This window comes from Aeromonas sp. BIGb0445 (assembly GCF_024809075.1).
GTDB lineage: Bacteria > Pseudomonadota > Gammaproteobacteria > Enterobacterales > Aeromonadaceae > Aeromonas > Aeromonas rivuli.
This window is the reverse complement of the sequence record NZ_JANUES010000011.1, coordinates 1-20,062: the sequence shown is the minus strand read 5'-3', so window position 1 is coordinate 20,062 and position 20,062 is coordinate 1. Positions and strand designations below refer to the sequence as shown.

The 20,062-nt window shown below is 59.1% G+C and carries 16 protein-coding genes; 8 read left to right on the top strand and 8 right to left on the bottom strand.

Going from position 1 to position 20,062, the window contains the following annotated elements; all coding sequences use genetic code 11:
• Window positions 1-283: 283 nt before the first annotated feature.
• On the top strand, window positions 284-2,053 hold the full coding sequence (locus tag M2367_RS16850) for a M4 family metallopeptidase (protein ID WP_224431208.1): 1,770 nt from the start codon (window positions 284-286) through the stop codon (window positions 2,051-2,053).
• Window positions 2,054-2,157: 104 nt separating this feature from the next.
• Here the strand turns inward: M2367_RS16850 and M2367_RS16845 are convergent, their stop codons facing one another.
• Window positions 2,158-3,051, bottom strand: a complete 894-nt coding sequence (locus M2367_RS16845) for a LysR family transcriptional regulator (RefSeq protein ID WP_224431207.1) — start codon at window positions 3,049-3,051, stop codon at window positions 2,158-2,160.
• Between the two features lie 94 nt (window positions 3,052-3,145).
• Between M2367_RS16845 and mdtH the strand changes: the two genes are divergently transcribed.
• On the top strand, window positions 3,146-4,339 hold the full coding sequence (mdtH, locus tag M2367_RS16840) for a multidrug efflux MFS transporter MdtH (RefSeq protein WP_042043013.1): 1,194 nt from the start codon (window positions 3,146-3,148) through the stop codon (window positions 4,337-4,339).
• Between the two features lie 73 nt (window positions 4,340-4,412).
• Here mdtH and M2367_RS16835 read toward each other — a convergent pair whose 3' ends face one another.
• The 3 genes from M2367_RS16835 to aspA all read right to left on the bottom strand — a co-directional run bounded on the left by M2367_RS16835 (window position 4,413) and on the right by aspA (window position 8,592).
• A complete protein-coding gene (locus M2367_RS16835; protein WP_259237329.1) occupies window positions 4,413-5,495 on the bottom strand; it encodes a porin in 1,083 nt (360 codons plus the stop codon).
• 204 nt (window positions 5,496-5,699) lie between these two features.
• Window positions 5,700-7,019 carry an anaerobic C4-dicarboxylate transporter gene (locus tag M2367_RS16830; protein ID WP_042043015.1) on the bottom strand — a complete coding sequence of 440 codons (1,320 nt, stop codon included), beginning with the start codon at window positions 7,017-7,019 and terminating at the stop codon, window positions 5,700-5,702.
• 130 nt (window positions 7,020-7,149) lie between these two features.
• On the bottom strand, window positions 7,150-8,592 hold the full coding sequence (gene aspA / locus M2367_RS16825) for an aspartate ammonia-lyase (RefSeq protein ID WP_042043016.1): 1,443 nt from the start codon (window positions 8,590-8,592) through the stop codon (window positions 7,150-7,152).
• Between the two features lie 435 nt (window positions 8,593-9,027).
• Between aspA and M2367_RS16820 the strand changes: the two genes are divergently transcribed.
• Entirely contained in the window at window positions 9,028-9,492 is a 465-nt protein-coding gene (locus tag M2367_RS16820) for an FxsA family protein (protein WP_042043017.1), read from the top strand.
• A gap of 142 nt (window positions 9,493-9,634) precedes the next feature.
• Here the strand turns inward: M2367_RS16820 and M2367_RS16815 are convergent, their stop codons facing one another.
• The gene (locus tag M2367_RS16815) at window positions 9,635-10,969 is read right to left on the bottom strand and encodes an MATE family efflux transporter (RefSeq protein ID WP_224433039.1); all 1,335 of its coding nucleotides are present in this window, start codon (window positions 10,967-10,969) and stop codon (window positions 9,635-9,637) included.
• Between the two features lie 247 nt (window positions 10,970-11,216).
• Between M2367_RS16815 and M2367_RS16810 the strand changes: the two genes are divergently transcribed.
• The 5 genes from M2367_RS16810 (at window position 11,217) to M2367_RS16790 (ending at window position 15,964) form a co-directional block, all read left to right on the top strand.
• Window positions 11,217-11,510: a co-chaperone GroES gene (locus M2367_RS16810; RefSeq protein WP_005901665.1), complete on the top strand. Its 294-nt coding sequence runs from the start codon at window positions 11,217-11,219 to the stop codon at window positions 11,508-11,510.
• Window positions 11,511-11,549: 39 nt separating this feature from the next.
• Window positions 11,550-13,187, top strand: coding sequence for a chaperonin GroEL (gene groL, locus M2367_RS16805; protein WP_259237328.1), 1,638 nt, complete (start codon window positions 11,550-11,552; stop codon window positions 13,185-13,187).
• A gap of 94 nt (window positions 13,188-13,281) precedes the next feature.
• A complete protein-coding gene (locus M2367_RS16800) occupies window positions 13,282-13,779 on the top strand; it encodes a molybdopterin-binding oxidoreductase (protein WP_259237327.1) in 498 nt (165 codons plus the stop codon).
• Between the two features lie 124 nt (window positions 13,780-13,903).
• Window positions 13,904-15,721, top strand: coding sequence for a bifunctional diguanylate cyclase/phosphodiesterase (locus tag M2367_RS16795; RefSeq protein WP_224433038.1), 1,818 nt, complete (start codon window positions 13,904-13,906; stop codon window positions 15,719-15,721).
• A 60-nt stretch (window positions 15,722-15,781) separates the two neighbouring features.
• Complete coding sequence (locus M2367_RS16790) at window positions 15,782-15,964, top strand: hypothetical protein (protein WP_224431205.1); 183 nt, start codon at window positions 15,782-15,784, stop codon at window positions 15,962-15,964.
• Between the two features lie 70 nt (window positions 15,965-16,034).
• On the opposite strand, the gene rluA is transcribed toward M2367_RS16790, so the two are convergent.
• From rluA to M2367_RS16775, 3 genes are all read right to left on the bottom strand, one after another.
• The gene (gene rluA, locus M2367_RS16785) at window positions 16,035-16,691 is read right to left on the bottom strand and encodes a bifunctional tRNA pseudouridine(32) synthase/23S rRNA pseudouridine(746) synthase RluA (RefSeq protein WP_259237326.1); all 657 of its coding nucleotides are present in this window, start codon (window positions 16,689-16,691) and stop codon (window positions 16,035-16,037) included.
• A 36-nt stretch (window positions 16,692-16,727) separates the two neighbouring features.
• Window positions 16,728-19,595, bottom strand: coding sequence for an RNA polymerase-associated protein RapA (gene rapA / locus M2367_RS16780; protein WP_259237325.1), 2,868 nt, complete (start codon window positions 19,593-19,595; stop codon window positions 16,728-16,730).
• A 270-nt stretch (window positions 19,596-19,865) separates the two neighbouring features.
• The coding region (locus tag M2367_RS16775) for a hypothetical protein (RefSeq protein WP_259237324.1) at window positions 19,866-20,062 on the bottom strand (197 nt) is incomplete at its 5' end.

Below are 20,062 nucleotides of genomic sequence, written 5' to 3'. Positions count from 1 at the left end.
GCCAATGTAGCCAATTGGCTTACAGAGTGCCATGGCGAGCGTGCCCTTACCCCTTGAGGATCTCTCGCCGCCAAAGATGGGGGGCAAGGGAAACATATCGCTCATTCGCTGGCAGGAAATGCTGTCTGCCCTCGCTCTTGCTGCCCCTTGCTGGCCCTTCAGCAGATCCTGCTGCTCCTTTGTGCTGCGCTGTCAGTTCTGACAGGGCGCAATCTGCGACCGTCCCGCTAGCTTGGAGGCGCCGGGAGTGGCCCGGGATATCATCGACCTAAGGAAAGAAGAGATGAACAGAGTCTATTTGGCCGTTGCGCTGGCCTGTTGGGGTGGCGTCGCCCTGGCTGCCGATCAAGTCACCGTTGAGCAGGTTGCCGGTATGCAGGGCGCGCCGAGTGGCGCGGCGGGGGTGAGCGCACTGGCGGGTGAGGGGGAGTATCGTCAGGTCCGTGCCGTCACCCTGCCCAATGGTCAGCAACGGGTCCGCTATGAGCAGACCTGGCACGGCATCCCTGTCTGGGGTCAGGTGCTGGTGGCCGAGCAATCCCTCGGTGGCCAGATCAGCAAGCTGTCTGGTCAGATGCTCCGCCAGATCGATAACGATGTGGCGAGCCCGGCGGCGACACTCAGCCCGGCAGACGCGGCGGCCAAGGCGCGCGATGGCGCCAAGGGTAACAGTGAGCGGGTCAAGCTGTTCGTGGTGCAGGATGAGGCCGGGCAGGCCCGCCTGGTCTATCTGGTCTCCTGGCTGGCGGCGAGCGAGACACCGAGCCGTCCCTTCGTGATGGTCGATGCCCACACTGGCGCCGAACTCAAGCGCTGGGAGGGGATCAACCATCAGAACGCCAGTGGTCCGGGCGGCAACGCCAAGACCGGCAAGTACTTCTACGGCGCCGATTTCGGCCCTCTGATCGTCGATGCCAACTGCCGCATGAGCAGCACCAATGTCGATACCATCAACATGAATCACGCCACCTCGGGGGGCAGTGTGCATCAGTTCAGCTGCCCGGAAAACAGGGTCAAGGAGATCAACGGCGCCTTCTCCCCCCTCAATGATGCCCACTACTTCGGCAACGTGGTGTTCGACATGTACCGCAATTGGTACAACACGGCGCCGCTCAGCTTCAAGCTGAAGATGCGGGTTCACTATAGCCGCAACTATGAAAACGCCTTCTGGGACGGCAGCCAGATGACCTTTGGTGATGGTGCCACCACCTTCTATCCCCTGGTCAGCCTGGATGTGGCCGCTCACGAGGTGAGCCACGGCTTTACCGAACAGAACTCGGGGCTGGTCTATGCCAACCAGTCCGGCGGCATCAACGAGGCTTTCTCCGACATGGCGGGGGAGGCGGCCGAGCACTTCATGAAGGGCAGCAACGACTGGCTGGTGGGCGCGCAAATCTTCAAGGGCAACGGCTCCCTGCGCTACTTCGAGGATCCGACCCGGGATGGCAGCTCCATAGGTCACGCCAGTGACTATCGCAGCGGCATGGATGTGCACCACAGCTCCGGGGTCTACAACCGCGCCTTCTACCTGCTGGCGACCAGCAATGGCTGGAACACCCGCAAGGCGTTTGAGGTGTTCGTGCTGGCCAACCGCCTCTATTGGGGGCCCAACACCGATTACGATCAGGGCGCCTGTGGCGTGACCAAGGCGGCGACCGATCTGGGTTACAACCTGACCGACATCAGTCGCGCCTTCCAGACGGTCGGCGTCAATGCCAGCTGTGGTGGCACGCCGCCCTCAGGGGGCAATGTGCTGCAAAACGGCGTGGCCCTGACCGGTTTGACGGGGGCTCAGGGGGGCAAACTCAATTACACCATCGAGGTCCCGGCCGGCAAGAGCACGCTGGTGGTCGCCAGCAGTGGTGGCAGCGGGGATGCGGATCTCTATGTGAAGTTTGGTACTGTGCCGACCAGTACCAGCTATGATTGCCGTCCCTACCAGAGCGGCAACACCGAGACCTGTACCCTCAATGCGCCCAAGGCGGGAACCTGGCATGTGCAGTTGAGCGGCTTCAGTGCCTTCTCCGGGGTGAGCCTCAAGGCAAGCTATTGATAGAGTGACATTTTATTTCTGACGCATAGCAAGACCACCTCTTCATGAGGTGGTTTTTTTATCTCAGCTGTCGAGGCGACAAGGATGAGCGGCCGATTGCCGGGCTATTTACCCGCCCAGTGGCTGGCGAGCATGCGGGCGGCCTCGATCACTCTCTCCTTTTCCCGGTTGGGGCGCTTGCCGCTGCGCCAGGCCATCATCACATCCCAGTGATCCGGCGGCAGATCCGTCACATCGAGCTGCACCAGGCGGCCAAATTCCAGATCCCGCGCGATGGCCAGCGCCGGCATCAGGGTGATGAAGCCGTGCTCTAGCGCGAGCTCACGGGCTGCGCTGGCTGGCTGGATGGCGTGTAGCGGGCGGTTTACCTGGCGCAGCAGCCGCAGCTGGATCAGCAGCTCGTCGCACCCCGTGCCCCACTGCTGGGGGGCGAGCCGCTCGTTGGCAATGTCTTGCAGGGTCAGCCCCTGGCGTCCCGCCAAGGGATGGGTGGCACAGGCCACCGCGATGATGGGGGAGCGGTAGAGCAGTTCGAGCTGAATACCGGCGATGGCGGGGCACTTGAGGATGAAGCCCACATCCGTCTCTCCGGTCAACAGCTCCTGCATGATGATACCGGAGTGATCCGTGCTGCAGCGGATCTCGAAGCTCTCATCCACCAACTCCAGCAGCAGGGGACCGAATACCACAGTGGTGAGGGAGGGGAGGCAGGAGAGCCGAATGCGTGGCAGCAGGGGAGTGCCCTGCAAGGCGAGCTGGCCGGCCTCCAGGGCATTGAGGGCGGTGCTGACCGCGGGCAGAAACTGCTCGCAGGCGGCGGTGGGGGTGGCGCCGCGGCGGTGGCGGCGAAACAGCGGCTGGCCGAGGGCATGTTCCAGTACGGCGATGCGCTGACTCACCATGGGTTGTGACCAGCCCCGCACCGCGGCCGCCTTGCTGAAGCTGCCCCGGTTGACCACATCGAGCAGCAGTTGCAGATCATCGAGCGTCATAGCCATAAAAAATCCCGATATGAAATATAGCCAGTTGTCGGCTACCACTATATCTGGTGCCCTCGCAGAATAGCAGCATCAATTGGAGTCTGAGGTGGTTATGGTAGAGCGGGCGCGGCGGCGGGGACGCTGGTTTTTGGCATTGGATTCTCTGCTGGTGATCCTGGGATTCTTCGTGGTGATGCCCATGATAAGCCTGAGATTTGTCGATCAGCTTGGCTGGGCGGCGGGGGTGGTGGGTCTGGCGCTGGGTCTGCGTCAGCTGACCCAGCAGGGGTTGGGGATCTTTGGCGGTTCTCTGGCTGACCGCTTTGGTGCCAGGCCGCTGATCGTCGGCGGCATGCTGCTGCGGGCGGTGGGTTTTGCCAGCCTGGCCTATGCCGAGAGCGGTCTGGCGCTTATTGTCTCCTGCATCATCTCGGGTCTGGGCGGTTGCCTGTTCGATCCTCCGAGAGCGGCCCTGGTCATCAAGTTCACCCGGCCCCATCAGCGCGGACGCTACATCTCGCTGCTGATGATGCTGGAGAGTGCCGGTGCCGTGCTCGGCGCCCTGCTCGGCAGCTGGCTGCTCAATTTCGATTTCGAATATGTCTGTCTGCTGGGGGCTTGTCTGTTCGTCACTGCCGCCCTGTGCAACTGGCTCATTCTGCCCGCCTACAAGATCTCCTTGCGACCAACCCCCATCAAGACAGGGCTGGGCCGGGTGCTGGCGGACAAGGCATTTTGCCGGGTGGTGCTGATCCTGAGCGGCTACTACGCGCTCTGGGTGCAGGTGATGCTGATCTTTCCCATTCTGGTCAAGCAGATGGCGGGCAGCAGCACGGCGGTGGGCTGGATGTATAGCCTGGAGGCGGCGCTGTCGCTCGCCCTGCTCTATCCCCTGGCGCGCTACGGCGAGCGTCACTTCCGGCTGGAGACCCGGCTGCTGGCGGGCATGCTGCTGATGACCGCAGGCATAGGGCTGGTGGCGTTTGCCACCAGCCTGGAGGCGATTTTTGCGCTGCTGGCCTGTTTCTATCTCGGCATCATCATCGTGGAGCCGGCCCGGGAGACCTTGATGACCCGGTTGGCCCACCCGAGTGCGCGGGGCAGCTACATGGGCTTTAGTCGGCTAGGGTTGGCGTTGGGCGGCATGAGTGGTTACGTAGGAGGCGGCGCTTTGCATGACTATGCCAGCGCTCAGGGGCAGCCCTGGTTGCCCTGGCTGGTGCTGGGCAGCGTCGGCGTGGTGACCCTGCTGCTGCTCAGCCACTGTTTTGCCCGTCGTCCCGAACTGGCACAACTGCGCGCTTGAGTCCGATATAAAAAAACCGGCCGCTGATGCGGCCGGTTTGGTATCGAGAGCTGGCTTGACGCCAAATCCGGACTTAGAAGTTGTACTGCAGTGCGACACCAACGACGTCGTCAGAGACTTGGCCCAGGCTGCTGTAGCCATCGGAGCCATCTTCGTCGAGCAGGTTGATCTTGTAGTCAACATAGGCGTTGAAGTTGTCGGTGAAGTTGTACCAGGCACCCACACTGACGTACTCGGTCAGGGTGTCGTCGATATTGGCACCGCTGCGGTCATCCTTCACGTCGGTACGCAGGTAGGCGACGGACGGCTTGAATTTCGGGGTGACGCTGTACTGGGCAACGGCTTCATAACCGTCACTCTTCTCGGCATAGCCGCTCTGGCCATTCTTGCTGACGAAGATGTGATCCTGGCCATGAGCATAGGTGGCTGCCAGGTAGAGGTTACCGGCACTGTACTTGATACCGGCGCCATACAGCTGGGCATCGTCATCCCCACCGAAGGAGGCCAGCTCTTTCTGGTCACCAGTCTTGGTGGCCATGTTGTAGACGGCGCCCAGGGAGAGACCCATGTCGAAGTCATAGTTGGCGGACAGGGCATAACCCTCGTCGGAACCCTTCATCCACTTGCTGTCCTTGTCATTCCAAGGATCGTTCTTGCCAGTGAACTGGGCACCCAGGGTCATGCCCTGATAGGTATAGATGTACTGGGCCAGGCCGTTGTTACGACCGGTACCGAACACGTCAGTGTCCTTGCCCAGGCCGTCACCACCCCATTCCGGCAGCACGTCGGTATAGTTGTTGACCGCTTTGGCGAACAGACCATCCTGACGGCCGTAGCTGAAGGCGCCGAAGCGATCGTTCTGGATACCCACGTAGCCGTAACGCAGCTCGTCGTTGTCAGAACCTGAGGTCGGCAGGTTGTATTCGGCGAAGGCGAAGGCTTTGGTTTCGTCATCGATGCGAGTCTCACCGGCGACGTGCAGACGCAGGTAGCTCTGATCGCCTTCCAGGGCGTCACTGCTGGTACCGTAGTACATACCTTGAACGCGACCACCAATATCCAGCTTGGTGCCGTCTTGATCATACAGGGTGGCAGCCTGGGCGGTACCGGCCAGCATCAGGCTGGAAACAGCCATGGTCAATGCAGTCTTTTTCATTGTCTATTCCTCTGGGGTAAGTACTCTCCAGGTCCCTCTAGGAGCCTGAATGATCGGTATTTTTCCGATATGGCAATTCTATGGGGGGCAAGCTTGACTGGAGCTGAAGCCGGAATCTTTTTGCATATTAAGGCATCATTTTTGTGACGCACAACGACAAAAAAGCGACCCGGAGGTCGCTCTTGATTAACGGGGGTGAGGCTATCAGAGCATCAGGCCACCGAAGAAGAAGCCCAGGGTCACGGCCATGGCGATAGTAGCCACACCCGGGATGAAGAAGGGGTGGTTGAACACCGCCTTGCCAATCCGGGTCGAACCTGTGTCATCCATCTCCACTGCCGCCAGCAGGGTCGGGTAGGTGGGCAGCACAAACAGGGCGCTCACGGCGGCAAAGGAGGCGATGGCGGTCAGCGGGCTGACGCCCAGCGCCAGGGCGGCAGGCATCAGTGCCTTGGTGGTGGCACCCTGGGAGTAGAGCAGCATGGAGGAGAAGAACAGCACCACGGCCAGCAGCCAGCTATAGCTGTTGAGCAGATCGCCCGCCACGAGCTGGATAGTGTCCATGTTGCCTTTCACGAAGACGTTACCCAACCAGGCGACACCCAGTACGCAGATGCAGGCTGACATACCGGATTTGAAGGTCGGCATGTTGGTGACCTGAGTCGCGTCCAGCTTGCAGACCAGGGTCATGATGGTGGCGGCGGCGAGCATGATGCCCATGATGGCGCCATCACGGGGGATGGGCGGATGGGCAATCAAGCCAACATTGCTCGAAATGGCCGTGGCATAGGCCATGACGGCGACGATGGCGGCGACGAAGATGCCGACCGAGAGTTTGGCATAGGGTTTGAGCTCGACCTGGCTGGTGCCGCGCAGCTTGATCAGACCCTTGGCCTTGCGCTCCAGATAGACTTCATCTTGATCCAGCGGCTTGCCCATCATGTTGGCGACGAAGGCGCCGACCATGCAGGCGAGGAAGCTGGACGGAATGCAGATGGCCAGCAGGGTCAAGTAATCGACACCAAAAGGCTCCAACATCCCGGAGAAGGCGACCACGGCTGCCGAAATGGGCGAGGCGGTGATGGCGATCTGGGAGGCGATAACCGCGATGGAGAGCGGACGGGAGGGGCGAATGCCTTGCTCCTTGGCCACCTCGGCGATGACCGGCAAGGTGGAGAAGGCAGTGTGGCCTGTCCCGGCGAGCATGGTCATCAGGTAGGTGACGACAGGGGCGGCGAAGGTGATGTGCTTGGGATTCTTGCGCAGCGCCTTCTCGGCCAGGGAGACCAGATAATCCATGCCGCCAGCCAGTTGCATACAGGCGATGGCACAGATCACGGACGCGATGATCATGATCACGTCCCAGGGAATATAACTGACCAGCTGGTCGCTTGGGATCTCCATGCCCAGACCCCAGGTCAATACCAGCACCCCCAGGCCACCGGCGAAGCCGATGCCGATGCTGCCTATCCGGGCTCCCAGATAGATAGCGGCGAGTACGACGGCTAACTCGATTCCAATCATAGTGAACACTCCATTATTTTTAGTTTTTAAGAATCGTTTTGGCACAAAGCCATTTCCCGATGGGCTGGCGGCAAGCAAGCGGGTCGGGAAATGGCTTTAAGGGCCGGGAGTGATCCCGGCCCTGGCTCGCTTATACGGCGGCGCTGCGCGCGAAGCGCTTGGCCTTGTATTGCGGGTTCATCAGGTTTTCGATAGAGAGGATCTCGTCGAGCTGCTCGGCGGTCAGCAGACCGCGTTCCAGCACGACTTCACGGACGTTCTTGCCGGTTTGGGCGCAGATCTTGCCGACAATGTCCCCCTCGTGGTGACCGATGAAGGGGTTGAGGTAGGTCACGATACCGATGGAGTTGAGCACATGGTTCATGCAGATCTCCGGGTTGGCGGTGATCCCTTCCACACACTTCTCGCGCAGGGAGATACAAGCATTCTTCATCAGGCTCAAGGATTCGAACATGGCCTGACCTATCACGGGTTCCATCACGTTCAGCTGCAGCTGACCGGCTTCTGAGGCGAAGGTGATAGTGATGTCGTTGCCAAACACCTTGAAGCACGCCTGGTTGACCACTTCCGGGATGACCGGGTTGACCTTGGCTGGCATGATGGAGGAGCCCGCCTGCATCTCCGGCAGGTTGATCTCTTTGAGGGCGGTGCGTGGGCCGGAAGAGAGCAAGCGCAGATCGTTACAGATCTTGGAGAGCTTCATGGCCAGGCGTTTGATGGCGCTGTGCAGCATCACATAAGCGCCGCAATCCGAGGTGGCTTCGATCAGATCTTCTGCCGGCACATAGGCGCGACCGGTGATCTCGGCCAGACGCTGGATGGCCAGGGCAGAATACTCGGGCGGGGTGTTCAGGCCGGTACCGATGGCGGTGGCGCCCAGGTTCACTTCCAGCAGCAGCTCCTGGCAACGCTTGATGGACTTGATCTCTTCCCGCAGGGTCACGGCAAAGGCATGGAACTCCTGACCCAGGGTCATGGGCACCGCATCTTGCAACTGGGTGCGTCCCATCTTGAGCACAGAGCTGAACTCCTTGGCCTTGGCGTCGAAGGCGGTGATCAGATCGTCCAGGGCATCCAGGGTGGTGTCGGTGCTGTTGACCACGGCGACGCGGAAACCGGTCGGGTAGGCATCGTTGGTGGATTGGCACTTGTTGACGTGGTCGTTGGGGTTGATGACGTCGTAGCGACCCTTCTCCAGCCCCATGATCTCCAGGGCTATGTTGGCCAGTACTTCGTTGGTATTCATGTTGACCGAGGTTCCGGCGCCGCCTTGGTAGACATCGACAGGGAACTGATCGAAACACTTGCCGGTGTTGAGCATCAGATCGCAGGCTTCGACGATCTTGTCGGCAATTTCGGGGGGCATGGTGCCCAGTTCGCCGTTGGCCAGGGCCGCTGCCTTCTTGGTCAGCACCATGCCACGGACAAACTCAGGGACATCAGAAATTTTCTGAGTGCTCAGCTTGAAGTTCTCGACCGCCCGCAGGGTGTGGACGCCGTAATAGAGCTCGTTGGAAACTTCTTTGGTGCCCAGCAGATCTTCTTCAATGCGGACGTTTATGATGTCGCTCATTGTAATGCCTCAGAAATCAAATAAATGGAAATGATCCTCACCGAGTGGTCGCGAGTTCCTTGCGCACAGCTCATCCTGAAGCACCACACATCGAGTGGGGCGGTAGGGAATAATTCCCCGTTAACTGTCAGGGATCTTACCTCAATGGGGGTACCCCATGTTAGATGTAGATCACTAAATTTGAGGGATTCCCAAATTTTTTGCGACGATTAAACATATGTTGCAAATGACCCAATTACTGTGACAGAACAAGGGACTCACGCCCAGCCATCTCAGGGAAAATATTCCCTAAAATCACGGCTGGATCGCGCTTTGCCTTGAAAAAGCCGATAGCTCCCCCATCTAGTAGAGAGGAATGCCGCCTCCTGCCCTGGCCGGATGGAGAGGCGAGCGCCAGTCAGACTGGCCACCACATCAAGCCGTACTGAGGTCAATATGGGTAAGTTATTTTTGTTATTTGTCGGCCTGTCTCTGCTCGAACTGACCGTCATGATCCAGGTGGGTACCGTCATCGGTGCTCTGCCAACCGTGATCCTCATCGTGCTGACGGCCATGCTGGGCAGTTCGCTGGTGCGTCGCCAGGGGCTCAAGACCCTGATGGAAGCCCAACAGCGGATGCAGGTCGGCGAGATGCCGGCCCGTGAGCTGATGGGGGGCATGATGCTGGCCCTGGCTGGTCTGCTGTTGATCGTCCCGGGCTTTGTCACCGACCTGCTGGGTCTGTTGCTGCTTCTGCCGCCGCTGCGCAGCCGTCTGGCCGACAGACTGGTCAAGGGGGTCAGGGTGCAAGGGGCCATGGGAGGCTTCCAGTCTCAGGGGCCTTACTCCCCATCGTCCCCGCTGCGCGATGAGTCCAGCACCATCATAGAGGGTGAGTTCGAGCGCAAGGACAAGGAGTAATCTCAGCGGCCACGTCGGTCGGCGCCAGCAGTGGCGAAGAGAGAAACCTGAAGGGGCCGCAGCAAGCGGCCCTTTTGTTGCCTGCTACCCGGCCTCTGAGGGGGGCTGCTGCGGGTTGATGGGGAGAAGGCGGCGCCGCTGCTCAGGGACGCCCTTGATGGCAGAGTTGTTCGAAGCGATGGCGGGCATAGAGCCAGGCCAGGCTGCCCGCCGCCAGATTGGCGATGAGTATCCCCAGATAGATGCCCTCTTCCCCGCCCAGCCTGGCGCCGATCCAGGCCCCGGGCAGCAAGAAGCCAAACAGTCGCAGGCCATTGAACAGAAATGAGATGCTGGAGGCGCGCACCCCGTTCAATGCCGAGGCCAGCAGCATCACCATCCCCTGAAAACCATACCCGATGGGTACCAGGTGCAGGTAGAGCACGATCAGGCGGCTCACCTGGGGATGGTCGCTGAACAGGCTGGCAATCAGCGGGGCCAGCAGCCAGGTCAGCCCATAGATGGCGAGCTGAAACAGCAAGGCAAAACGCATGCAGAGCTGCAAGGCCGCCCTGGCCCGTGCCGGATTGCCTGCCCCGCAGTTCTGGGAAACAAAGGGGGCCAGCACCGAGGAGAGCGCCATCATGACGATGAGCAGCAGTGCCTCAACCCGGGACGCGGCCCCATAGGCGGCGACCACCTCGGTACCAAGGCCTGCGAAGATGACCATCAGCATGGCGTTGGCCAGGGGGTTGAGCATATTGGTGAAGGAGGCGGGTACAGCCACATGCAACAGGGCGCGCCAATGGGCCAGCAGGCGCTGGCGTGGGGAGAGCCGCCAACGTAGCAGCCCCTCCCTGTGGCGCAATATATAGAGGCTGACCAGCATGGCCATCAACCAGGAGACGGAGGTGGCGATGGCGGCGCCACTGATACCCCACTCGGGAAAGGGACCTATGCCGAAGATGAGCAAAGGATCCAGCACGCCATTGACCAGCCCGGCGACCGCCATCACCAGACTCGGCGTCTTGGTGTCCCCGGTGGCGCGGATGGCGGCATTGCCGACCATGGGCAGCACCAGCATGGGTACCGTCAGATACCAGATCAGCATGTAGTCGTGGATGAGGGCGATCAGGGCCTCGCTTGCCCCCAGCAGACGAAACAGCGGGTCTATGGTGAGGGCACCCAGCAGGGAGAGCAGGGTGACCAGCAGCACCGCGAGAAACAGACTGTCGGTGACCAGGTGAGCGGCCTCTTCATGCTTGCCCTGACCCAGGGTGTGGCCAATCACGGCCGAGAGCCCGGCCCCGAGTCCCATGGCGAGCGAGGTGACCACGAAGGTCACCGGGAAGGTAAAGCTGATAGCGGCCAGCGCCTGGGTGCCCAGCATGCCGATGAAGAAGGTATCGACCAGATTGAATGCCAGTATGGCGATGATGCCGAGGATCATGGGCCCTGTCATGCGCAGCAATACGGCGGGCATGGGGGCAGTCAGCATGGGATTGGGTCGGGTCAAGGGCAAGTCTCTTCACGGCTGGAAACTGATCTCTGGTTTGCCGAAAGACAAACTCGGAACCATGGCGGGCATGGCGATCCATCGAAGATATTCATGGTACGTGAAAAACTTTTTTTTGTATCCGCCCTTGAAGGGGAGAGATAAGTGCCCCACATCTGGGTCATATGCAATTTGGCCAGGAATGGCCATTCCTCAAGTAACAAAGTGACTCATTTTGGGAGAGTTATCGATGAAAATTCGTCCACTGCACGACCGCGTCATCATTAAGCGCATCGAAGCTGAAGCTAAATCCGCTGGCGGTATCGTCCTGACTGGTACTGCGGCTCAGAAGTCCACCCGTGGTGAGGTTCTGGCCGTGGGGACTGGTCGAATTCTGGATAATGGCGAAGTGAAGGCGCTCGCTGTCAAGGTCGGCGACAAGGTGATCTTCAACGAAGGTTACGGCGTCAAGAGCGAGAAGCTGGATGGTCAGGAAGTGTTGATCCTGTCCGAGACCGACATCCTGGCGATCGTCGAAGCGTAATTTTTCCTTCCCCCGAATTGACTAAAGGATTCAAGAATCATGGCAGCTAAAGACGTTAAATTTGGCAACGAAGCCCGCATCAAAATGCTGGAAGGCGTGAACATCCTGGCCGACGCCGTCAAAGTGACCCTGGGCCCGAAAGGCCGCAACGTGGTGCTGGACAAGTCCTTCGGCGCCCCGACCATCACCAAGGATGGCGTCTCCGTTGCGCGCGAAATCGAGCTGGAAGACAAATTCCAGAACATGGGCGCCCAGATGGTCAAGGAAGTCGCTTCCAAGGCCAACGACGCCGCCGGTGACGGTACTACCACTGCTACCGTACTGGCTCAAGCCATCGTCAACGAAGGCCTGAAAGCCGTCGCCGCGGGCATGAACCCGATGGACCTGAAGCGTGGTATCGACAAAGCCGTTGTGGCGGCCGTTGCCGAGCTGCAGTCCCTGTCCCAGCCTTGCGCCGACAGCAATGCCATCGCTCAGGTGGGTACCATCTCCGCCAACTCCGACGAGAAAGTGGGGGCACTGATCGCCGAAGCCATGGACAAAGTCGGCCGTGATGGCGTCATCACCGTTGAAGACGGTCAGGGCCTGGAAGACGAGCTGGCAGTGGTTGAAGGTATGCAGTTCGACCGCGGCTACCTCTCCCCTTACTTCGTCAACAAGCCGGAAACCGGCGCCGTCGAGCTGGACGATCCCTTCATCCTGCTGGTCGACAAGAAAGTCTCCAACATCCGCGAAATGCTGCCGGTGCTGGAAGGCGTTGCCAAGGCGGGTAAACCGCTGCTGATCGTTGCCGAAGACGTAGAGGGCGAAGCCCTGGCGACCCTGGTGGTCAACACCATGCGCGGTATCGTGAAAGTGGCTGCCGTCAAGGCGCCTGGTTTCGGTGACCGTCGCAAGGCCATGCTGCAAGATATCGCCATCCTGACCGGCGGTACCGTCATCTCCGAAGAGGTGGGCATGGAGCTGGAAAAAGCGACCCTGGAAGACCTGGGCCGTGCCAAGCGCATCGTCATCACCAAAGAGAACACCACCATCATCGACGGTGTGGGTGATGCAAACCTGATCGAGAGCCGTGTTGCTCAGATCCGTCAGCAGATCGAAGAGACCTCTTCCGATTACGACCGTGAGAAGCTGCAAGAGCGCGTAGCCAAATTGGCTGGCGGCGTTGCCGTTATCAAAGTCGGTGCTGCCACCGAAGTTGAGATGAAAGAGAAGAAAGCCCGGGTTGACGATGCCCTGCACGCCACTCGCGCTGCGGTAGAAGAAGGCGTGGTTGCCGGTGGTGGTGTTGCACTGGTGCGCGTTGCGGCCAAACTGGCTGGTCTGCGTGGCGACAACGAAGATCAGAACGTGGGTATCAAGGTTGCACTGCGCGCCATGGAAGCCCCGCTGCGTCAGATCGTCATCAACGCCGGTGAAGAAGCCTCCGTCATTGCCAACGCCGTGAAGAATGGTGAAGGCAACTTCGGCTACAACGCCTACACCGAGCAGTACGGTGACATGCTGGCCATGGGCATCCTGGATCCGACCAAGGTGACTCGTTCCGCCCTGCAGTTTGCCTCTTCCATCGCCGGCCTGATGATCACCACTGAGTGCATGATCACTGACCTGCCGAAGAAAGATGGCCCGGCCATGCCTGATATGGGCGGCATGGGTGGCATGGGCGGCATGATGTAATCTCGCTCTCGTCATTAAACGGCTCGCATTGGCGGGCCGTTTTTTTTAAGGCGGCTAAACTGGACGTATTGATAATAAAATCATTGGTGTATCTATGATCAAAATTGGCTTTATCCCCCTTCTCTTCTGCCTCGCGGGCCCGGCCCTGGCCTTGGAGGCGCCACAAGGCCCCGTGATATTGACCGTCTCCGGCAATGTGGATGCCGAAGGGGCACAAGCTGGCAAGGTGGAGCTGGACCTCGCACTCATTCAGTCCCTGCCACAACACGAAATAGTCACCAGCAATCCCTGGGTCGACAAGCCTCATCACTACAGGGGCCCCAAGGTGGCCGATCTGCTCGCAGCACTTGATGCCAAAGGCAAGACCATCACCCTGACCGCCCTCAACAGTTTTCAGATCAAGGTGGACTGGGAGAAGGTAAAGCAATATGACCCCATTCTGGCCTGGCAGGACGATGGCATCACCATGCGGGTACGTGACAAGGGGCCCCTTTGGTTTATCCTACCCTTGGATCAATATCCGGAACTCAAGCAGTCTGCCTACACCGACATGATGATCTGGCAATTGAGCGCCCTAGATATTCAGAACTGACAAGGTGGGAGTCCGGGTGAAAAGAAAGAGTTGGCCACTGTTGCTCATTCTCTATATTTCCATCCTCTCATTCACGGGGAGCACCCTCTATTGCCTGGTGCAGATCCAGAATGCGACCCGGGTCATGGAGAAGTATACCTACGACGTCTCCTGGGCCCTGATGCAGTTGCAGCTGGAGTTGGGGCGTTTCCTCAACTCGGTCGAGCTCTACCACTATGGCGGCATAGACCACGACACCCTGATGCTGCGTTATGACATCTTGTGGAGCCGCACCCCGGTATTGTTGAGTGGGCAGCTGCGCGAGAGCCTGCATGACAAGCAGAAAGCCTTGCGCCTGGTACAACTCATCGAGAGTACGATCCGTGAACTCGAACCCCGCATTTCGGCCCTCAAGGCAGGTAATGGCGACTATCAGCAGATCATGATGCGGTTATCACCCCTGCAAGAACCGCTCTCTTATTCCCTCGCCTCCGTGATGCAACAGAACATCAAGGTATACACCAGTAACGACCAGCGTTTCGGTACCTTGCGCAACTCTCTGCTGCTCATGGTCAGCGGCTTGCTGGTATCGGTGATCATGCTCAGCGTGTTGCTGATCCGTGAGGGGCGGCGCCACTATCGGGAGGCTCGCTTCGACCCGCTCACTGGCCTCTCCAATCGCCTCGCCCTGCTGGAACAGATGGAGGAGTGCGTTACCCGGGAACAGCCCTTTGGCCTGGTGCTGATCGATATCAACGAGTTTCGCGACATCAACAGCAAGTTTGGCTACAACATTGGCGATCTTCTGCTGCAAGAGTTGGCCCGGCGTCTCGATACGCTCTGTAATGACAGTGAATGGGCTGCCCGTTTGGTGGGGGATCAATTCGCCATCATCCAGAAGGACAGCAGCGATCTCAAACAGGTGCGAGAGCTGGTCGCCCGCGTGCTGTATGCCGTCAAGCAGGATATCCCCCTGGATCACTACCCATTTAGGCTGGAGGTGGGGATAGGCATCGCCTTCTACCCCATGGATAGCGAGGAGACTCAGGATCTGCTGAGCCGGGCCGAGCAGGCGCTGTTCCACAGCCGCAAGACCCATGTGCCCTATGTCATCTACGACAAATCACTGCAAAATGAGACGGCGCGGCGTAAACACCTTGCCTCCGACATGGTGGTGGCGCTCGAACGCAATGCCCTCGAGCTTTATTATCAGCCCATCATCAATCTGGAGACCGGGCGCTGTGAAGCCGTTGAGGCCCTGCTGCGCTGGCGTCACCCTGAACTTGGTTTCATCCCGCCCAACGAGTTGATCCAGGTTGCCGAAGAGTTCCAGCTGTCTGAAAAATTGGGGGGCTGGGTGCTCAATACCGCGTGCGCCCAGCTTTACCAATGGCAGCAACTGGGTCTTCTTGACCTGCAGATGTGCGTCAATATCTCCCCCGGAATGTATCAACGCAGCCTGCTCAAGCTGGTCGCCAAGGCCCTGATGGAGCATCGTATTTCTGCCGCTCATCTGGTATTGGAAGTGACGGAAGACACCACAATGCGCGAGGTGAAAAACTCGCTGCAACTGATGCAGGATCTGAGTCAGCAAGGGGTGCAGCTGGCGCTGGATGATTTTGGGACAGGCTACTCCTCCCTCAGTTACCTGCAGAAGCTGCCAGTGAACAAGGTGAAGATCGACCGATCCTTCATCCAGGGGATAGACAGCTCCACCGAGGCTTCGGAGCTGGTTGCCAATATTTGTCGACTCGGTTCCATGCTTGGCAAGACGCTGGTGTGCGAGGGGATTGAAACTCAGGCCCAGCTCGATGTGTTACGCGGGCTGACCGACATTCATCTTTATGGTCAGGGTTATCTGTTCAGCCGCCCGGCCCAGGCGGAGGCCGTGTATCAGACGCTGCTGGAGATGGAAGAGCGCTGGCTGGATGGCAAGGTACCAAGCAGAGCCTGTCACAGCTAAGCAGTTGTGACTCATGCTTTCGTCATCATGGCCGATAGCCAGAGGGCAGGAGGAATGCAAATGGAAATATCTGGTTCAACATCTTATGGCAGTGCCCTCATGGTCGCCAGCCTCGCCAAGAAGCAACAAGCTCAAGAGGGGGAAACCGCTCTGGCCCTGTTGCAGGGAGCCGCCGAATCGGCACAAGCCCCCAAGAGCACGGCAGGCAGCACCCTGGGTGGCAACATCAATATTCACGTATGATGCCAAGTAATAAAAAAGCCTCGGTCTGTTGACCGAGGTTTTTCTCGTTCTGGCGCTTTGCTGATGCAGATTAACCGGCGAAAGGCGCTGGTGCTTCAAACGTCATCCGCTCTCCGCTACGTGGATGGCTGATGGTCAGCATGGCCGCATGCAGGTAAAGATGGGGAGCCGCTGCCAGCGCCTCGGGGTGGGCATAGAGGTTGTCACCCAATATGGGATGCCCCAGTTCCAGCATGTGAACCCGCAACTGATGGGATCTGCCGGTGATGGGCATCAGCTTGATCAAGCTGTTGCCATTTTCCACTCTCAGCTTCTCCCACAGGGTCAAGGCATGGCGTCCCTCTTCGAAATCAACCTTCTGCTTGGGGCGGCTGGGCCAGTCCACACACAGGGGCAGATCAACTTGGCCCGAGTCCGCCTCCGGCTCGCCCCATACCCAGGCAAGATAGTGCTTCTCGGTCTCCCGCTCGCGAAACTGCCTGCTTAACTCGCGATGGGCATTGGGATTGAGGGGGATCACCAATACACCCGTGGTAGACATGTCGAGGCGATGGGCCGCGGCTGCCTTGGGGTGTTGCTGCTTCACCCTGTGCAAGACACTGTCTTCGTTTTCTGGGCCACGCCCCGGCACACTGAGCAGGCCGGTCGGCTTGTTGACCACCATGATGTCTTTATCCTTGAACAGGATATCGAGCCAGGGCTCCAGAGGCGGTGAGTATTCAAACATAAATGTCTCGCATCAGAAGGTGGGGGCAAGCCCCCATCAGTTATGGGTGACCACGATAAAGCGGATGGCATCCAGCTTGAGCTGGGTCTGGTCGATCAGGTGATGCAGCTCGGCCTGCAGGTCGCGCAGGTAGTCGAGTTCGCTGTCCCGCACATTGGGGTTGACGGCCTTGAGTGCTTCCAGCCTGTCCAGATCCTGTTGCAGAGTCTGCGCCATCTGGCCACGGGCCTCATCGACAATGGTCATTTTCAGCTGTTCGGCAATGGCTTGCCCCTTGCCGATCAGACCGTGGATCACCGGTTGCGAGGCGGTGACCAGCTTGCTGCCCAGATGACGATTGACCGGGGTCAGCTGGCGATTGAAAGCATCAAATGCCACCTTCTCTCCCAGATTTTGCCCGTTCTTGTCCATCAACAGCCGGATCGGCGTCGGTGGCATGAAACGGTAGAGCTGGGAATGGGCGGCAGATTCGGCCACAAAGATGAGTTCCAGCAAGATGGAGCCGATAGGGAGCGCTTTATTCTTGAGCAGCGCGACCGAGGTGGCGCCTATCTCCGATCCCAGAATCAGGTCGATACCGCCCCGCATGATGGGGTGATCCCAGGAGAGGAAGAACATATCGTCCCTGGACAGCGCCGTGTCTCTGTCAAAGGTAACCGTCATGCCGTCATGGGGCAGGCCCGGGAAGCTGGAGACCAGCATATGATCCCCCGGCGTCAGTACCAGGGCATTTTCACCGCGATCATCCTGATTGACGCCAATCTCATCGAACATCTTGAGGGCAAAAGAGATCATGGCGGTGTCGCCATCTTCTGCCGCCAGTCTGTCGGCCAGTTGCTGGGCAGCTTCCCCCCCGCAGGAGTGGATCTCCAGCAGGCGATCGCGACCTTGCTCCAGGCGAGCCTTGAGCGGTTCGTGCAGTTCCCGGGTCCGGGTGAGCAGATCGTCGAGCGCAGCTTGCTCTCCGCTGTTGGCGGCTAGCAGTTCGAACAGCTGATCGCGCACCGCTTCAAATACGGGGCGAGCGGTGGGGCAGGTCTGCTCGAACGCATCCATGCCATCGTGGTACCAGCGCAGCAGGGCCAGCTGGGCGCTACCTTCCAGATAAGGAACGTGGATTTCGACCGTATTTTGCTGACCGATGCGGTCGAGACGACCGATACGCTGCTCCAGCAAATCCGGGTTAAGGGGCAGATCAAATAGCACCAAGTGGCTGGCAAATTGGAAGTTGCGACCCTCGGAGCCTATTTCGGAACAGATCAGCACCTGAGCGCCACCATCTTGCTGGGCGAAATAGGCTGAGGCCTGATCCCGTTCCAGGATGGACATGCCTTCGTGGAAGACGGTCGCCCGTATTCCCTCGCGGGTACGCAGTGCCTCTTCCAGGGCGAGGGCTGTGCTCGCTTCGGAACAGATCACCAAGACTTTCTGCTGGCGGGCGCCGAGCAACAGCTCCAGCAACCAGGTGATGCGGGGATCAAACTGGGTCCAGCTGGCGCTGTCACCCTCGAACTGCTGATAGATTTTCTCGGGATAGAGATAACGCAGGGCACGGGCCTGCAGATCGCCACCGCTCCCCCCCATCATGCTCATGACCTTGATGGCAGTCTTGTACTGATCCGGTAACGGCATGGGGTAGACATTGAGATGGCGCTCGGGGAAGCCTTGAATATTGGCTCGGCTGTTACGAAACAGCACCCGGCCGGTACCGTGTTGGTCGAGCAGCGTGCTGACCGCCTGCTGACGCGTTTTGCTGTCGGTCAGATCCAGCCCTGCGAGCTGGTTGGCGAGGAGCTGCTGAGCGGCATCGCTCAGGGGCTCGCCAGCGAGCAGCGCCTGGGCTGCCGCCGCAACTTGACCATAAGCCTGCTCCTCTGCCAGGAAAGCCTCGTAGTCGTAGAAGCGCTCGGGATCGAGCAACCGCAACCGGGCGAAGTGGCTCTGATGGCCCAGCTGATCCGGAGTGGCGGTAAGCAGCAGCACGCCCGGTATCTGTTCGGCCAGGGCTTCGACCATCTCATAGGCTCGGCTCGGGGCTTCCTCGCTCCACTCCAGGTGATGCGCCTCATCAACGACCAGCAGATCCCATTCGGCTTCCAGTACCTGTTCGAAGCGACGACGCTTCTTGCGCAGGAAGTCGAGGCTGCAGATCACCAGTTGTTCTGTCTCGAACGGGTTCTCCGCATCGGCGAAGGCCTCAATACAACGCTCCTCGTCAAACAGAGAGAAATGCAGATTGAAGCGGCGCAGCATCTCGACCAGCCATTGATGCTGCAGGGTCTCAGGTAGCAAGATCAGCACGCGTTGGGCACGGCCGGACAGCAGTTGCTGATGGATGATCATCCCGGCTTCTATGGTCTTGCCCAGACCGACTTCATCGGCGAGCAGGACGCGCGGAGCATAGCGGTGGCCCACTTCGTGGGCAATATAGAGCTGATGCGGGATCAGGCTGACTCGCCCCCCGGCCAGGCCGCGGGTCGGATTGCGACGGCGCTTGTGCTGATTGTTCAGCGCCTCATAACGCAGGGTGAAGCGGGACATGCGGTCTATTTGACCGGCGAACAGGCGCTCCTGCGGCTTGTTGAACTTGATAAAGTTACTGAGAAACACTTCCTTGAGGGCCATAGGCTCACCGGTATCGGTGCGTGTGCCTACATATATAAGAAGGCCATCCTTTTCCTGCACTTCGTCGACAGTCAGGGTCCAGTCCTCGTGGCTGGCAATCTGATCGCCCACATTGAAGCTGACCCGGGTCACGGGTGCCTCTTCTTTGGCATACATGCGGTTTTCACCGGTAGCCGGAAACAACATGGTCACCATACGGCCTTCGACAGCCACTACAGTACCCAATCCCAGATCCGTCTCGGTATCACTAATCCAACGCTGGCCAAGTGCAAAAGGCATTAAACTCTCCAAAGCCCAAGAGTGTGTCACCACAAAGGGGCGCTATATTACCCGAAGGCGTGAGCACTATCACCATGGTTATGGTGGCTGGCCTTGCCGGGAGGGCGGATGGATAGCAAGAGAGTCCGTTCATCTCCGTCAGGGGCTCTATCAAGGCTGAGATGTTCAATAAGTGAGGCTTTTGCTGCTTTTAACAGCGAACGCACCCAGAACGTCATGTTTCTGTCATTTAGCCCTTGCCAGCGCGGCTGCCATCCCTATAATGCGCCCCTACCAGCACGGCGGACCACGCCGGACTGATGAGCCAGCTTCCTTGCGAAGCCGGCGCCGAAAGAAAAGCGAAAACAACCGCTTGACTTTCGAAGTGAGGATCGTAAGATGCGCCTCCTCAACGCGATAAGCGTGACGCTCTTTAACAATTTGAATCAAGCAATCTGTGTGGGCACTCACAGCATCGAGCATCAAAA

Excerpts from the sequence above, each read along its gene's own strand:
- M2367_RS16850 (WP_224431208.1), top strand. The coding sequence starts at position 284 with ATGAACAGAGTCTATTTGGCCGTTGCGCTGGCCTGTTGGGGTGGCGTC.
- M2367_RS16845 (WP_224431207.1), bottom strand. The coding sequence starts at position 3,051 with ATGGCTATGACGCTCGATGATCTGCAACTGCTGCTCGATGTGGTCAAC.
- mdtH (WP_042043013.1), top strand. The coding sequence starts at position 3,146 with ATGGTAGAGCGGGCGCGGCGGCGGGGACGCTGGTTTTTGGCATTGGAT.
- M2367_RS16835 (WP_259237329.1), bottom strand. The coding sequence starts at position 5,495 with ATGAAAAAGACTGCATTGACCATGGCTGTTTCCAGCCTGATGCTGGCC.
- M2367_RS16830 (WP_042043015.1), bottom strand. The coding sequence starts at position 7,019 with ATGATTGGAATCGAGTTAGCCGTCGTACTCGCCGCTATCTATCTGGGA.
- aspA (WP_042043016.1), bottom strand. The coding sequence starts at position 8,592 with ATGAGCGACATCATAAACGTCCGCATTGAAGAAGATCTGCTGGGCACC.
- M2367_RS16820 (WP_042043017.1), top strand. The coding sequence starts at position 9,028 with ATGGGTAAGTTATTTTTGTTATTTGTCGGCCTGTCTCTGCTCGAACTG.
- M2367_RS16815 (WP_224433039.1), bottom strand. The coding sequence starts at position 10,969 with ATGCTGACTGCCCCCATGCCCGCCGTATTGCTGCGCATGACAGGGCCC.
- M2367_RS16810 (WP_005901665.1), top strand. The coding sequence starts at position 11,217 with ATGAAAATTCGTCCACTGCACGACCGCGTCATCATTAAGCGCATCGAA.
- groL (WP_259237328.1), top strand. The coding sequence starts at position 11,550 with ATGGCAGCTAAAGACGTTAAATTTGGCAACGAAGCCCGCATCAAAATG.
- M2367_RS16800 (WP_259237327.1), top strand. The coding sequence starts at position 13,282 with ATGATCAAAATTGGCTTTATCCCCCTTCTCTTCTGCCTCGCGGGCCCG.
- M2367_RS16795 (WP_224433038.1), top strand. The coding sequence starts at position 13,904 with ATGGAGAAGTATACCTACGACGTCTCCTGGGCCCTGATGCAGTTGCAG.
- M2367_RS16790 (WP_224431205.1), top strand. The coding sequence starts at position 15,782 with ATGGAAATATCTGGTTCAACATCTTATGGCAGTGCCCTCATGGTCGCC.
- rluA (WP_259237326.1), bottom strand. The coding sequence starts at position 16,691 with ATGTTTGAATACTCACCGCCTCTGGAGCCCTGGCTCGATATCCTGTTC.
- rapA (WP_259237325.1), bottom strand. The coding sequence starts at position 19,595 with ATGCCTTTTGCACTTGGCCAGCGTTGGATTAGTGATACCGAGACGGAT.